The organism is Priestia sp. YIM B13551 (genome assembly GCF_042787905.1).
Classification (GTDB): Bacteria; Bacillota; Bacilli; order Bacillales; family Bacillaceae_H; genus Priestia.
The window spans coordinates 1,575,793-1,591,139 of record NZ_JBHZOX010000001.1; the positions used below are offsets into that span (position 1 = coordinate 1,575,793).

The 15,347-nt window shown below is 38.4% G+C and carries 13 protein-coding genes; 4 read left to right on the top strand and 9 right to left on the bottom strand.

The window, feature by feature from the left end:
• Positions 1-239: 239 nt before the first annotated feature.
• From lpdA to ACFX4N_RS08040, 5 genes are all read right to left on the bottom strand, one after another.
• Positions 240-1,652 carry a dihydrolipoyl dehydrogenase gene (gene lpdA, locus ACFX4N_RS08020; RefSeq protein WP_057274567.1) on the bottom strand — a complete coding sequence of 471 codons (1,413 nt, stop codon included), beginning with the start codon at positions 1,650-1,652 and terminating at the stop codon, positions 240-242.
• 3 nt (positions 1,653-1,655) lie between these two features.
• The gene (locus tag ACFX4N_RS08025) at positions 1,656-2,957 is read right to left on the bottom strand and encodes a dihydrolipoamide acetyltransferase family protein (protein ID WP_028407941.1); all 1,302 of its coding nucleotides are present in this window, start codon (positions 2,955-2,957) and stop codon (positions 1,656-1,658) included.
• Positions 2,958-3,059: 102 nt separating this feature from the next.
• Positions 3,060-4,037: an alpha-ketoacid dehydrogenase subunit beta gene (locus ACFX4N_RS08030; RefSeq protein ID WP_013056055.1), complete on the bottom strand. Its 978-nt coding sequence runs from the start codon at positions 4,035-4,037 to the stop codon at positions 3,060-3,062.
• Positions 4,038-4,040: 3 nt separating this feature from the next.
• A complete protein-coding gene (gene pdhA / locus ACFX4N_RS08035; RefSeq protein ID WP_013082293.1) occupies positions 4,041-5,156 on the bottom strand; it encodes a pyruvate dehydrogenase (acetyl-transferring) E1 component subunit alpha in 1,116 nt (371 codons plus the stop codon).
• 580 nt (positions 5,157-5,736) lie between these two features.
• The gene (locus ACFX4N_RS08040) at positions 5,737-6,402 is read right to left on the bottom strand and encodes a YkyA family protein (protein ID WP_013056053.1); all 666 of its coding nucleotides are present in this window, start codon (positions 6,400-6,402) and stop codon (positions 5,737-5,739) included.
• Positions 6,403-6,571: 169 nt separating this feature from the next.
• On the opposite strand from ACFX4N_RS08040, the gene ACFX4N_RS08045 reads away from it, so the two are divergent.
• Positions 6,572-6,682 (top strand): YjcZ family sporulation protein, encoded by a 111-nt coding sequence (locus ACFX4N_RS08045; RefSeq protein WP_078081608.1) that lies wholly within the window; start codon positions 6,572-6,574, stop codon positions 6,680-6,682.
• 174 nt (positions 6,683-6,856) lie between these two features.
• Positions 6,857-7,411 (top strand): peptide deformylase, encoded by a 555-nt coding sequence (def, locus tag ACFX4N_RS08050; RefSeq protein WP_013056051.1) that lies wholly within the window; start codon positions 6,857-6,859, stop codon positions 7,409-7,411.
• A 28-nt stretch (positions 7,412-7,439) separates the two neighbouring features.
• Here def and ACFX4N_RS08055 read toward each other — a convergent pair whose 3' ends face one another.
• Positions 7,440-8,222, bottom strand: a complete 783-nt coding sequence (locus tag ACFX4N_RS08055; RefSeq protein WP_013056050.1) for a Cof-type HAD-IIB family hydrolase — start codon at positions 8,220-8,222, stop codon at positions 7,440-7,442.
• Between the two features lie 549 nt (positions 8,223-8,771).
• Between ACFX4N_RS08055 and ACFX4N_RS08060 the strand changes: the two genes are divergently transcribed.
• Positions 8,772-8,981 carry a DNA-dependent RNA polymerase subunit epsilon gene (locus ACFX4N_RS08060; protein WP_013056049.1) on the top strand — a complete coding sequence of 70 codons (210 nt, stop codon included), beginning with the start codon at positions 8,772-8,774 and terminating at the stop codon, positions 8,979-8,981.
• 5 nt (positions 8,982-8,986) lie between these two features.
• Positions 8,987-10,654, top strand: a complete 1,668-nt coding sequence (rnjA, locus tag ACFX4N_RS08065) for a ribonuclease J1 (protein WP_013056048.1) — start codon at positions 8,987-8,989, stop codon at positions 10,652-10,654.
• 42 nt (positions 10,655-10,696) lie between these two features.
• Here rnjA and ACFX4N_RS08070 read toward each other — a convergent pair whose 3' ends face one another.
• The 3 genes from ACFX4N_RS08070 to ACFX4N_RS08080 all read right to left on the bottom strand — a co-directional run bounded on the left by ACFX4N_RS08070 (position 10,697) and on the right by ACFX4N_RS08080 (position 15,068).
• Positions 10,697-11,359, bottom strand: a complete 663-nt coding sequence (locus ACFX4N_RS08070; protein ID WP_013056047.1) for a potassium channel family protein — start codon at positions 11,357-11,359, stop codon at positions 10,697-10,699.
• Between the two features lie 151 nt (positions 11,360-11,510).
• The gene (locus ACFX4N_RS08075) at positions 11,511-13,316 is read right to left on the bottom strand and encodes an ABC transporter ATP-binding protein (protein WP_029325113.1); all 1,806 of its coding nucleotides are present in this window, start codon (positions 13,314-13,316) and stop codon (positions 11,511-11,513) included.
• A gap of 15 nt (positions 13,317-13,331) precedes the next feature.
• Positions 13,332-15,068, bottom strand: a complete 1,737-nt coding sequence (locus ACFX4N_RS08080; protein ID WP_057274566.1) for an ABC transporter ATP-binding protein — start codon at positions 15,066-15,068, stop codon at positions 13,332-13,334.
• Between the last annotated feature and the right edge of the window lie 279 nt (positions 15,069-15,347).

Here is a 15,347-nt window from a genome sequence, read left to right on the forward strand (position 1 = left end):
GCCTTTTCATTCGTTATCCAAAAGAGCAATTTTTTATCTACCTATAAGGAAAGCACGTCCCACTTCATATGTATGCATCTAGAGCTCATTTAAGACTTCCTCAGCGCTTTTTATACGTTTCCTCTAAAAGAGTATACTCATCAGCAACAAAAACTGTCTGACAAGCATCTGATACTTTATGAAAACCGTTTTCTTCAAAAAAAAAAAGCCGATGCATACGCATCAGCTTTTTAAAAACATTATTTTACAATGTGAATTGGGCTTCCAATAGCTACTTCAGCAGCTTCCATTGTGATTTCACCTAATGTTGGGTGAGCGTGAATTGTCAATGCGATATCTTCAGCTGTTACGCCAGCTTCGATAGCAAGACCAAGCTCAGCAATCATGTCAGATGCGCTAGGTCCAGCGATTTGAGCACCAACAACTACTCCGTCTTCTTTACGAGTGATAAGCTTCAAGAAGCCTTCTGCAGCGTTAAGTGCAAGCGCACGTCCGTTAGCAGCAAATGGGAATTTAGAAGCTTTAACAGCTAATCCTTCTTCTTTCGCTTGTGCTTCAGTATAACCTACAGATGCAAGCTCAGGCTCAGAGAATACAACTGCTGGAATTCCTAAGTAGTCAATCTCAGCAGGTTCGCCAGCGATTACTTCAGCTGCGATTTTACCTTCGTAAGAAGCTTTGTGTGCAAGTGGAGGTCCAGTTACGATATCACCAATTGCAAAGATGTTGCTTACAGATGTACGAGTTTGGTTATCGATTTCGATAAGACCACGGTCAGTCATTTTAACGCCAACTTGCTCAAGACCAAGCTCATCAGTGTTAGGACGACGACCTACAGTAACTAATACGTAGTCAGCATCGATTACTTTTGACTCTCCGCCTACTTCAAACGTAACTTGTACGCCGTTAGCAGTTTCTTCAACACCTTTAGCCATTGCTTTTGTATAGATTTCAACGTTTCCTTTTTTCTTAAGGTTACGTTTAACAAGTGAACTCATTTGTTTTTCAAAACCAGCTAAGATTTCATCAGCAGCTTCTACAAATGTAACTTCTGTACCGAAGTTAGCAAAAGCAGTACCAAGCTCAGTACCGATGTAACCTCCGCCGATTACAACTAATTTTTTAGGAACTTCTTTAAGCGCTAATGCACCTGTAGAGTTGATTACGCGCTCAGAGAATTTGAATCCAGGGATCTCGATTGGGCGAGAACCAGTTGCAAGGATAGCATTTTTGAATTTGTACGTTTGTGCAGAATTTTCATCCATTACACGTACAGTTTCGCTGTCAACGAAGTAAGCTTCACCTTTTACGATGTCAACTTTGTTACCTTTAAGAAGGCCTTCAACACCGCCAGTAAGTTTATTTACAACGCTGTTTTTGAATTCTTGAACTTTAGAGAAATCAACTGTTACATTCTCAGCGATAATCCCCATGTCTTCAGAATGTTTAGCGTGTTCAAAACGGTGACCTGCAGCGATTAATGCTTTTGAAGGAATACAACCAACGTTTAAGCATACGCCTCCAAGGTTACCTTTTTCTACGATTGTAACTTTTTGACCTAATTGAGCTGCACGAATTGCTGCAACGTAGCCACCAGGGCCAGCACCAATGACAAGAGTATCAGTTTCGATTGGGAAATCTCCTACTACCATTTATTACGCCTCCATTAATAATAATTCTGGATCATTTAATAAACGCTTGATTTGGTTAAGAGCGTTTTGAGCTGTTGCGCCATCGATAATACGGTGGTCAAAGCTTAGTGATAATGCTAATACTGGAGCAATTACAATTTCACCGTCGCGTACAACTGGTTTTTCAGCGATACGTCCGATACCTAGAATTGCAACTTCTGGGTGGTTGATAACAGGAGTAAACCATTGTCCACCAGCAGAACCGATATTTGTGATTGTACAAGAAGCGCCTTTCATTTCAGCAGGAGCTAATTTACCATCACGTGCTTTTCCAGCAAGGTCGTTAATTTGATCAGAAATTTCGAACACAGATTTACGGTCAGCATTTTTCACAACTGGTACTAAAAGACCTTTTTCAGTGTCAGCAGCGATACCGATGTTGTAGTAATGTTTTTGAATTACTTCATCTGTAGAGTCATCGATTGAAGTGTTAAGAGCTGGGAACTTCTTAAGTGCTGAAGTTAACGCTTTTACCACGTAAGGTAAGAATGTTAATTTAATACCTTGATCTGCTGCAACTGTTTTGAATTTTTTACGATGAGCAACAAGAGCTGTTACATCGATTTCATCCATTAATGTTACGTGTGGAGCAGTGTGTTTAGAGTTAACCATAGCTTTTGCGATTGCACGACGGATACCGCTCATTTTCTCGCGAGTTTCTGGTAAGTCGCCTTCAGGAATAGCTTGTGCTGCTGCTGCTTTTGGTTCAGCTGAAGCAGTTTCCTCTTTAGCTGGAGCTTCAGCAGTTGCTGTAGCTGTAGAACCACCAGATAGGAAGCTATCGATGTCATCTTTAACAATACGTCCGTTTTTACCTGAACCAGGAACAGCTTTAATGTCTACACCTTTTTCACGAGCATATTTGCGCACTGAAGGCATAGCAATTACTTTACGGTTAGGATCAACATCAGCTTGTGCTGCAGGAGCTGTTGCTTCTTCAGTCACTTCTTCAGTTGAAGCTTCTTCTTTAGCTTCTTCTGCTGGTGCATCATCATGATCGTCACCTTTGAATTTTAAGTCTTCGTATCCAGGAGCATCAAAAGTAACGATAACTTGTCCTACAGTAGCTACTGTACCTTCGTCAACTTTTACTTCTAATACTTTACCTTTTACAGGAGATGGGATTTCAACAACAGCTTTGTCATTTTGTACTTCTGCTAGTACATCATCCTCATCAATTTCATCTCCAGCTTTTACGAACCATTTTACAATTTCACCTTCGTGGATACCTTCACCGATATCCGGCAGTTTAAATTCAAATGCCACGTGTCTTCACCCTCCTAGTTAGTTGCGTTCAATTTGTTAGTGTTTATTTTATCTAAGACAGAAATCAGCACAAAGCTGATTTCTATCACAGTAAAATGCTAATTAAAATTCAAGTACTTTCTTAGCTGTTTCAACGATATCTTTGTGGTCTGGTAACCATACGCCCTCAGCTTGAGAGAATGGGAACACAGTATCCGGTGCTGTTACACGTAATACTGGTGCTTCTAAGCTTAAGATTGCACGATCGTTAATTTCAGCTACAACGTTAGCTGCGATACCAGCTTGTTTTTGAGCTTCTTGAACTACTACTACGCGACCAGTTTTTTCAACTGATGCAAGAATTGTATCGATATCTAAAGGTTGAACTGTACGTAAGTCCACTACTTCAGCAGAGATACCTTCTTTTTCTAGTTCTTCAGCTGCTTTTAATGATGAGTGTACCATTGCACCGTAAGCGATAAGCGTTACGTCTGTACCTTCACGTTTCACATCAGCTGTACCTAAATCAATTGTGTATGATTCTTCAGGTACTTCTTGACGGAATGAACGGTAAAGCTTCATGTGCTCTAAGTATACAACCGGATCGTTATCACGAATTGATGAAATTAAAAGACCTTTTGCATCGTATGGAGTTGAAGGAATTACAACTTTTAAACCAGGTTGAGATGCTACGATACCTTCTAAGCTATCAGCGTGAAGTTCTGGGGTATGAACGCCTCCACCAAATGGTGAACGGAATGTGATTGGTGCATTCCAGCGACCGCCAGAACGGTAGCGCATACGTGCAGCTTGACCTGATACAGAATCAAGTACTTCGTATACGAAACCAAAGAATTGAATTTCAGGAACCGGACGGAAACCTTGAGTCGATAGACCCACAGCAAGACCACCGATACCAGATTCAGCTAATGGCGTATCGAATACGCGATCTTCGCCGAATTCTTGTTGAAGACCTTCAGTCGCACGGAATACTCCACCGTTTACGCCAACGTCTTCACCAAAAACTAATACGTTTTCGTCGTTTTTCATTTCTGTGCGTAACGCATCAGTAATCGCTTGAATCATTGTCATTTGCGCCATGGCTTACTTCGACTCCTTCTCTTTGTAGATTTCATATTGCTCTTGTAAGTTTGAAGGCATAGTTTCGTACATGATTTCCATTAAATCTGTAACTTTTTGTTTTGGATAATCGTCAGCCTTCTTAATAGCTTGTTTGATATCTTCTTTAGCTTGCTCGATTACTTTGTTTTCCTCTTCTTCATTCCAGATGCCTTTAGCTTCTAAGAATTTACGGAAGCGAACAAGTGGATCTTTCTTTTCCCACTCAGTGTCAAGCTCAGCTGTACGATAACGAGTTGGATCGTCACCAGCCATTGTATGTGGACCATAACGGTAAGTTAATGTTTCAATTAAAGTTGGACCTTCACCGTTTACTGCACGCTCACGAGCTTCGCTTACTGCAACGTATACTGCTAGTGCATCCATACCGTCTACTTGAACGCCTGGGATACCAACAGCCGCTGCTTTTTGAGCGATTGTACGTGCTGCAGATTGCTTTTCAACTGGTGTTGAAATTGCAAAGCGGTTGTTTTGTACAACAAAGATTGCTGGAGCTTTGAATGCACCTGCGAAGTTCATACCTTCGTAGAAGTCACCTTGTGAAGCTCCGCCGTCACCTGTATAAGTGATCGCTACTGCTTTTTTACCGCGCTTTTTAAGACCTAGTGCCACACCAGCAGTTTGCACGATTTGTGCACCGATGATGATTTGTGGAGAAAGTATATCTACACCTTCTGGCGCTTGGTTACCGTGGAAATGACCACGAGAGAATAAGAACGCTTGATATAGTGGAAGACCATGCCAAATTAACTGAGGCACATCACGGTACCCAGGTAAAATGAAGTCTTCTTTTTCTAATGCGAAATGTGAAGCGATTTGAGAAGCTTCTTGCCCAGCAGTTGGTGCATAGAAACCTAAACGACCTTGACGGTTCAATGAAATTGAACGTTGATCAAGAATACGAGTGTATACCATGCGAGTCATTAACTCTTTTAATTTTTCGTCAGATAAATCTGGCAACGCTGATTTATTTACTACTTCGCCCTCTTCATTAAGAATTTGGAACGTTTGGTACTGCTCAGCGATTTTATCAAGTTGCTTTGATACATCAATAATAGCCTTTTTAGTTTTAGCAGCCATCTAAGTCACCTCTTCCTTTCATTTAAGCCGTATAAATTCATTTTACTAATCAAACAAACATACACGCTTTTAGAATGTCCCAAATGGACAAGTAAAAGTCATATTTTGTCGAGTAGCTTTTTGAATTCGCTAATCCTTAACATTTCTATGTATTCCCCAGCGAATTCTGTGCAAACATTTACGTAAAAGGAAAGTTTAAGCGAAACGAACGTTTCGTTAAACTGTATTAATTATTTTGCAAAAATGATTAATACAACACTTACTACGCTACCTAGTTTACAATACACTAAAACAGTTCGTCAATGCATTTACATCAAGAAATTACGCTTTTTTAGTTTGTGAAATAAAACACATAAAAAAGACATGCTGTACTATTACACAGATACAAACTGTATTATATGTTTTATAATAACCTTCTCTTTTTTTACGTCTGCACATCTCCTATCTTGCCACAAATAAACGATTTTTTAAAACAATAACCTTTTGTAATTTTTACTTGAATCATGTCGAAACTCTTTCTTTATTTCAGAAAACCTTCCTTTTCAGCCAAAAAAAAGACCTGTAAACTTCACAGGCCTTCTTATTTATCCTCGCTATTTTTCACCTTTAACTTCGTTTTGTTATAAAAATCCTCTTTGGCTTTGTTATAGTCAGCTGTTAATGTGTTAAACGTTTCTTTTTTCTTTTCAACTTCTTTATAAGTAGCATTGATCGAAGCGATTTGTGTTTCAAGATTCTCTAATTTCACATTGTCTTTTTCAAAGAGCGTATATAGCTGACGATCTAATTCAATGGAATGAAGATAGGCATCATGTAAGGACTGGTAGGCATTATAACGCTTCTTCATTAACGAAGATAGTTCAAGCGCCTCTTCTTTTGCTTTGCCATCCTCTAGTTTTTGGATCTTTGGCTCTGTCGCTTCAAATTGTTTTTGCGAAGCGCTGATGCTTTTTTCTTCTTTTTGTAATTTACTTTCACGCTCATCTAATAACTGCTGCGCTTTTTGTGCTTTATTTTTTATTTTCTTTTTATCTTTAATCCCTAGCTCAATAATTTGGTCGTATATCGCATTTTCTTGCTGTTCTAAATCAGCTAACGGTTTTTGCTGATCAGCAAATTGTTTTTCTTGTGCTACCACTTTTTCTAATCCATTATATACCTCAAGTTCAGGCGATGAGCCTTCTGCGCAGCCTGCTAGTGACATAGCAGCAATGCCGATAATTATATATCTTCCGACGCATTTCATATCTGGTAAATCCTCCCTTATTCATGGGTCATTATACAATTTTTGTAGGAAATTAGCAATTTCTCTACACCCTTTTTCCACCTTTTAATATATTATACTAACCCAATCGTGAAAAAAAGGGAGTTTATGACTTTTTACCTTGGGATTGATAACTACGGGAGGTTATATTATGTTGGGTTACGGTGGATATGGCTACGGCGGTTCTAATAAAGGGTTTGTTTTATTAATCGTACTGTTCATTTTATTAGTTATTATTGGCTGCAGCTGTGGCGGCTGGTAATTATACAATAAAAGCGGCTAACGGTCGCTTTTATTTTTTCTTATACATGTTTTTCCATATGCGTGATACATATAATTAGTAGAAACATTTATGTGTTCAAGGTCGAGGTAATGACTTTTTTATACGGATTTGGTACACTTTATACCTATAAAATAGCCTAGGGAGATGTGAAAGTTGATTACAATGAACGATATTATTCAAGACGGACACCCAACGCTGCGAGAAGTAGCAAAAGAAGTACCGTTACCTGCTTCTGAAGAAGACAAAAAGATTTTACATAGCTTATTAGAATATGTAAAAAACAGCCAAGATCCTGAAATTGCTGCTAAATATGGACTGCGATCTGGTATCGGGCTTGCCGCTCCTCAAATTAATGTATCAAAACGAATGATTGGGGTACACGTTACGGATGAAAAAGGCAAGCTATACAGCTATGCATTATTTAACCCTAAGATCATTAGCCACTCAGTTGAAAAGACATACCTTACAGGCGGTGAAGGCTGCTTGTCTGTCGATCAAGATATCCCAGGATTTGTTCCTCGATATGCACGTATCACAGTAAAAGGCACAACGCTGGAAGGCGAAGAAGTGAAAATTCGTTTGAAAGGTCTTCCTGCAGTTGTATTTCAGCACGAAATTGATCATTTAGACGGCATTATGTTTTATGATTACATTAATAAAGAAAATCCATTTCAAGAACCTGAAAATGCTTTTCCATATGAACGCTAAAAAACGCGAGCTAGAGCTCGCGTTTTTCTTACTTTAATAATCCTACTAGCTCTAATCCGTGGAGAATACCATCTTCTGCTACATCTTTTGTAACAAGATTAGCAACTTCTTTCACGACTTCTTCCGCATTTCCCATCGCTACGCCATTTCCGACAAATTCCAGCATTTCGATATCGTTTAAGCCGTCTCCGAATGCATATACATCTTTTTTGTCAAAGCCAAGCTTTTCAATCATTGTCTCAATTCCTCGCGCTTTTGATCCACCTTTTGGCAGAACATCAGTTGAAAATTCATGCCAGCGAATAAAGTCAAATTTCTTAAATTTTTCTTCATAAGGAGCTTCTTCTCCCGCTGTACAGAATAAGAGGGATTGATAAATTTCACGCCCTTTGAAATAAGTAGGATCGTGGTGAGGGTGGGTAAATCCAATTTTCAGCGTGCTGATGCTGGATTCGATATAGTCATGAAATTCAATGTTTGATTTCATATCTTCATGATCCATGTATACGACAGGGTGATCATGCTCAACAGCAAAAGCTGTTAAATCTTGAAGCTCTTCTTTATTTAACGGGTTTTTGTAAAGAACTTCTCCATTTAAAACAATGTACTGACCATTAAAGCTAATATATGTTTGAATATCCAACTCTTCACGCAGATCTTTAAACATAAAAGGAGCCCTTCCAGTTGCAATTGCCACTTCATGCCCCTGCTCTTTTAACAGCCGGACAGCTTTTTTTGTAGAAGCAGGCAGTTTTTTATCATGATCCAATAACGTTCCATCAATATCAAAAAAAATAATCTTTCGTTCCACGTTTATCACCTTATTTTTTATAATTTTTTATCTCTTTGTTAAGCCTTTCCAATTATATCAAACAAGCGCTGGTTTCTCTATAAATGGACGGTCCAATTTACATTTTTTCCATATTTAACCACGAGAAACCTCTCCCTTTTCATCATATAATAAAAGTACAGAGAGAGACAGGCAGGTATCGCAAAAAAACAAAGGAGCTGAAAAATCATGTTAAAAGATTTTCGAAAAAGGCTGCTAAAACGCTGGAATGAATTATTGCGTAAAAAAACGATGGCATAATCGATTTTTTTAGGGCTTTCTGTTGTAAAATTTGCAGAGTGTGTGTCTGCATCGTACAATGGAATAGCCCTTATTTTTTATACGCCCGGAAAATATAGTCTTGTATCCGTTTCCTATTAATATTATTCTATAATTAATTGACTTGTTATATTTAGATGACTAAAATGTAGTGAAAGCAAGTTTCTTTAGAAAATACATGAAATACATACACATTTTATAATATAATAAAATAAGTTATTTGAATTTCGGAATTAAGGAGAGATTTTTGTTATGATTTTTAAAGTTTATTTTCAAGAAAAAATGAGTGAAGTAGCTGTACGTGAAAATACAAAAACAGTGTATGTGAACGCAGATTCTGAGCGTGACGTTCGTAAAAAGTTAAAAGCGCGTTCAATTAATATTGAGTTTGTTCAAGCAGTGACTGGAGACTATCTAGAATATGAACAACAGCATGAAGATTTTAAAGTATTGGAGATATGATGAAAATGAAATTTGTAAAAAATAATCAAACGGCAGTTTTCGCCCTGGGTGGACTAGGCGAAATCGGTAAAAATACGTATGCCGTACAGTTTCAAGATGAAATTATTCTTATTGATGCAGGAATTAAATTCCCTGAAGATGAGCTTTTAGGAATTGACTACGTTATTCCTGACTACAGTTATTTAGTAAAAAATGCAGATAAAATCCGTGGCCTTTTCGTTACACATGGTCATGAAGATCACATCGGCGGAATTCCTTACTTATTAAGAGAATTAAACATTCCTATTTATGCAGGGAAATTAGCCCTTGGGCTTCTTCGCAACAAATTAGACGAGCATGGGTTGCTTCGTACAGCTCAGCTTCATGAAATTACTGAAGATGACGTAATTAAATTCCGTAAAACATCGGTAACGTTCTTCCGCACAACTCACAGTATTCCTGATTCTTACGGAATTGTGGTAAAAACACCAAACGGACAAATCGTACATACAGGAGATTTCAAGTTTGATTTTACACCAGTGGGCGAACCGGCTAACTTAACAAAAATGGCTGAAATCGGTAAAGAAGGCGTTCTATGCTTGCTTTCAGACAGTACAAACAGTGAAATTCCTAACTTTACGATGTCTGAGCGCCGCGTAGGTGACAGCATTCATGACATTTTCCGTAAAGTAGACGGCCGTATTATTTTTGCAACGTTTGCTTCAAATATTCACCGCTTACAGCAAGTAGTGGAAGCAGCCGTATTGCATAACCGTAAAGTTGCTGTATTCGGACGCAGTATGGAAGCAGCTATTGAGATTGGCCAACAGCTTGGATATATTTCATGTCCAAAAGATACGTTCATTGAGCCTTCTCAAATTAACCGAATTCCAGCTAACCGCGTGACTATTTTATGTACAGGCAGCCAAGGTGAACCGATGGCAGCGCTATCTAGAATTGCAAACGGTACTCACCGCCAAATTCAAATTATCCCTGGAGATACGGTTGTATTCTCATCTTCACCTATTCCAGGAAATACAGTAAGTGTTAGCAAAACAATTGATATGCTATTCCGTGCAGGAGCAGAGGTTATTCACGGTGCTCTAAACGATATCCATACTTCTGGACACGGCGGACAGGAAGAGCAAAAATTAATGCTTCGTTTGATGAAACCAAAATACTTTATGCCAATTCACGGTGAGTATCGCATGCAGAAGATGCACATCAAACTTGCAACAGACTGTGGAGTTCCTGAAGAAAACTGCTTCATTATGGATAATGGAGAGGTGCTAGCTTTAAGCGACAGCGAAGCTTCAGTAGCCGGCAAAATCCCTTCAGGCTCTGTATATATTGACGGAAGCGGAATTGGTGACATTGGAAATATCGTACTTCGTGACCGCCGCATTTTATCTGAAGAAGGTCTTGTTATTGTGGTTGTAAGCATCAATATGAAAGACTTCAAGATCGCTGCTGGTCCAGACATTATCTCTCGTGGTTTTGTTTATATGCGCGAATCTGGCGACTTAATTAATGATGCACAGTCCCTCATTACAAAACACTTGAACAAAGTGATGGAACGTCGTACGTCACAATGGTCTGAGATTAAAAATGAAATCACAGACACATTGGCTCCATTCCTTTACGAAAAAACAAAGCGCCGTCCAATGATTTTACCAATCATTATGGAGGTTTAATAAAAGAAAAAGAGCGGATGCAATTGCATCTGCTCTTTTTTATTAAGCACTGGCAAATTTATTTTCGAAGCGGTTAATATCTGCATCTGCTCCAATAACAATCAACACGTCCCCTTCTTGAATCGTTTCGGACGCCTGAGGAGAAACGATGATATCTCGATCACGCTTAATGGCTACAATGTTAATGCCATATTTTGCACGAATGTCTAACTCAATCAGCGTATTGCCAGCCATTCTTTTGCTCGCTACTAATTCGACAATGCTGTGTTCTTCAGATAGCTCTAAATAATCTAGAACGCTGTTTGAAATCATGTTATTAGCAATTCTTCGTCCCATATCTCGTTCGGGATGCACGATAAAATTAGCGCCAATTTTTGATAATACTTTGGCGTGATAATCATTTTGCGCTTTTACCGTTATTTTTTCAACGCCCAGCTCTTTTAAAATAAGGGTCGTCAAAATACTTGCCTGAATATTGTCACCAATAGCTACGATAACATGATCAAAATTACGAATTCCTAAACTTTTTAGAACCCCTTCATCCATTGAATCGCCTACTACTGCATGGGAAGCAACGTTAGCATACTCATTTACCTTTTCTTCATCAATATCAATCGCCAGAACTTCCATTCCTTGATCGCTTAATGTTTTACAAATACTTCCTCCAAATCTACCTAATCCGATGACTGCAAATTCTTTTTTCATTTGAATTCCTCCATTATGTACAGGAAAAAATCTGAACTACCGTTATTTTACCACAATTCTTTTGTATCAACCTCATTTTCCCGTTAACACTTATATCTCTTTACTATTTCTCACACTCATAGAAAAACAGAAGGATCAGCTCCCTCTGTTTTTAAGCTGTAGCATGGGTTTGAACAAGGTAATAATATACGCCTTTTTGCTGCATTAGTTCCCCGTGATTCCCTGTTTCAATAATGCTTCCGTGATCTAATACAATGATGTTATCTGCTTCTCGTATAGTAGATAACCGATGAGCAATCATGATGGCAGTTCTGTTTTTTAACAGCGTTTTAAGCGCCTGTTGAATCTTCACTTCTGTTTCTGTATCGATGCTTGCTGTCGCTTCATCTAAAATGATAATACGAGGATCAGCCAACAGCGTTCGAGCAAATGAAATCAATTGACGCTCTCCCACGGATAAGACGTTTCCTCGCTCTTCTACTTCCGTATCATAACCTTTTTTCAGACGCTTTATAAAATCTGCAGCCCCTACCGCTTCTGCGGCCTTAATCACTTCATCATCAGTAGCATCCGGTTTTCCAAACCGAATGTTTTCCATAATGGTTCCTGAAAAAATAAAGGTTTCTTGCAGCACAATACTAATTTGCGCTCGTAAACTCGCTAACGTAATATCTTGAATAGGCATATTATCAATTAAAATCTGCCCTTCGTTTACATCATAAAAACGTGTGATTAAATTAGCAATGGATGTTTTTCCAGATCCAGTATGCCCCACTAAAGCAACCGTCTGGCCTTCTTTTATGTCAATTGATACGTTGTTTAGAGCTTTCCGCTTCCCATCATAAGAAAATGAGACGTGCTTGAACTCAACTTTTCCTTTCATATCCTCTAAAGACGTAGCGGTTTCCAAATCTGCGACGAGAGGTTTTTCATCTAGAAATTCAAAAATACGCTCGGATGAAGCCATTCCCATTAATAATTGATTATACACTTGCCCTAAACGAGAAATCGGTTCCCAAAACATTCCAAGATAAAAAGCAAATGATACAAAAATACCAATTGTTAGCCGTTCATCTTGAATAAGTACAGCACCGAACCAAATTAAAATAGCCGTTCCGACAGCATTTGTGAGTTCTACAAACGGTCGAAACATGGCATTTTTTCGAGTAGCTTGCCTCCAGCTCTCGTAATTTTCACTGTTTATGCGCTCAAAAAACAGCATATTTTCTTGTTCTTGAGCAAATGATTGAGTGACGCGAATGCCTTGAATACTCTCATTTAAATGTGAATTTAATACTGACTGCTTCATACGAACAACTTGCCACGACCGACGAATTCTTCTTCTCAGCTTTGTGGAAATCAAGAACATAATCGGTAAAATGATTAAAACAGCACATGTCAAAGCAGGACTGAGAGAAAATAATATAACTACAATCCCAACTAACAATAAGAGGTCCATAAACAGGTTAACTACCCCGTTAGTAAATAAATCTTGAAGAGAGTTAATATCATTCATGATCCTTACAAGAATAGAGCCTCCTGAACGCGTATCAAAAAACCGGTGCGACAGCCCTTGAATATGCGTAAATAAATGTTTTCTTAAATCATATATAACGTGCTGCCCGAGTTGGTTCATCCATTTAATTCGAAAGATATTCGAAATATAAGATAGTACATACAAGCTAAAGATTATGAAAACTAACTGCATGAGCAGCGTGCTATTCTTATCTTTTACAGCATGATCAAGCGTATATACACCTATCAAAATAGGAATAGCGAGTCTAATGACCGTCGTGATAATGACCATAAGAAACGAGAAAGGAAGCAAGTTTTTTCGATATGGATGAAGATAACGAAACAAGCGGGCCATTTGCTTCCAGTTAAACATCTTATCAATGATTTGATCTGTTTGATAATAAAAGCGCTCTCGCACAACTTTATTTTTTTCGGCTTCCATTCTATTCCTCCCTTGTTATACGTTCATCACTGACGTATTGCTTTCATATTGAATGTCATAAATATTTTTATAAATCCCTTGCTTTTGAATGAGCGTTTCATGGCTTCCTCTCTCTTTTATTTGACCTTCATGCAAGACTAAGATTTCATCGGCATGTCGCAAAGAAGAAAGGCGGTGTGCGATAATAAACGTAGTACGATTCTTCATCACTTCTTTTAAAGCCAATTGAATTTCTCTTTCTGTTTTCATATCAACAGCACTCGTGGCATCATCTAATACTAAGATGCTAGGGTTTAAGATAAGCGCTCGTGCAATCGCAATGCGCTGCTTTTGTCCGCCTGATAACCCCAGGCCTCTCTCTCCCAGCATCGTGTCATACCCATCTGGAAGCTCCATAATAAAGTCATGCGCCTGCGCTCGTTTTGCAGCATCAATAATGTCTTCTCTAGAAATACCCGGCACGCCATAGGAGATGTTGGTTCCTATACTGCTTGAGAACAAAAACGTTTCTTGAAGTACAAAGCCAATTTCTTTCCGAAGAACAGGGAGCGGATACTCTTTAATCGGACGATGGTTAACTAAGATTTTTCCTGAAGTTGGTTCGTAAAACCTCGTGAGCAGCTGTGTTAAGCTTGTTTTGCCGGCTCCAGTTGCTCCGATTAAACCTACTACTTTTCCTTTAGAAGCAGAAAATGATATGTTCTCAAGCGACTTTTTTTCTTCGTTTGGATAGGATAAGCTAACATGTTGAAATTCGACCGTTCCATTAATAGAGAAACTTCCGGCATGCTCATGGACTTTTTCTTCTTCTTCTAAAATTTCTAGCAGCCTTTCACCTGAAGCTTTAGACTGTGAAAACATATTGATAACAAACCCTAGATTCATAATAGGCCACATTAAATAAGAGGTTAAGCTAAAGAAAGCAACAAGCTCTCCCGGACGTACACTTCCGTTCATAACAAGTGCTCCTCCGTACGCAAGGAGACCAACAATAGATAAGTTTCCTATAAACTCCATTAACGGGAAATAAGTTGCCCACACATTCGCGGTTTCAATGTTTCGATTTTTATAAACTCCGTTGGAGTCGTTAAATTTAGAAGTTTGAAATTTTTCTCTTGATAATGACTTGACCGTTTGTATGCCGCTTATATTTTCTTGAACATTTGTATTAAGTTCCCCAAACGATTGGCGAATTAAGCGAAACGCTGGATGAACGCGTTTATCAAAACGATAAACAGCTACCCCCAAAAAAGGCAGCAGGCAGATTGTGACAAAAGTGAGTGAAATAGAGTAATAGAACATAACGGAAAAGCTGGCAGTAAGTAAAATAACGAAGCGAATTAATTCTGAGAAGCCAAAAGATAGAAAAAAACGAAATCCTTCTACATCAGCTGTCAACCTGGACATCAAGTCCCCTGTTTTAGCATTGTCATAGTAAGAAAACGGTAAATACTGAAGTTTGCGGTAAAGTTTATTGCGAAGAGTATACACGGACTTAATTCCAAATAAGTCGCCGTAATATTGCTGAATATATGTAAAGATTCCTTTGACAATCATCAGCCCAATAAAAATAAATGCTACATTATCGACTAGCTGATATTGTTTCCCTAACACAATATGATCAATCGTATATTGCAGCACAATAGGGTAAATCACAGTGATGGAGGTTACAAACAACAAGCAAATAGCAGAATAAAAAAAGTACATTCGGTACGGCAAATAAAAATCTTTTAGTTTTTTAAACGTTTCCATATACCCCGTCCTTCCTTTGGCTAAAATGCGGCACACATATTTAAATATATCGGTTCCCGAAATAAATTACCATAATTTTTAGATAATTTTTTCAAAAAAAGGTAAATAGTCATAAAAAAAGAGGTTGGGATATAACTAAATGAATTCAATCTAAAGACGAACAAATGGAATACATTAGTTGAACTGCTTGTAATACCACAGTTGATTTTCGTGCAAGACTTCGCTTTCCCCCCAGGAGCCTTCGTCTTGCGCTCCCATCAACTGCTAGAAAGATCTAAA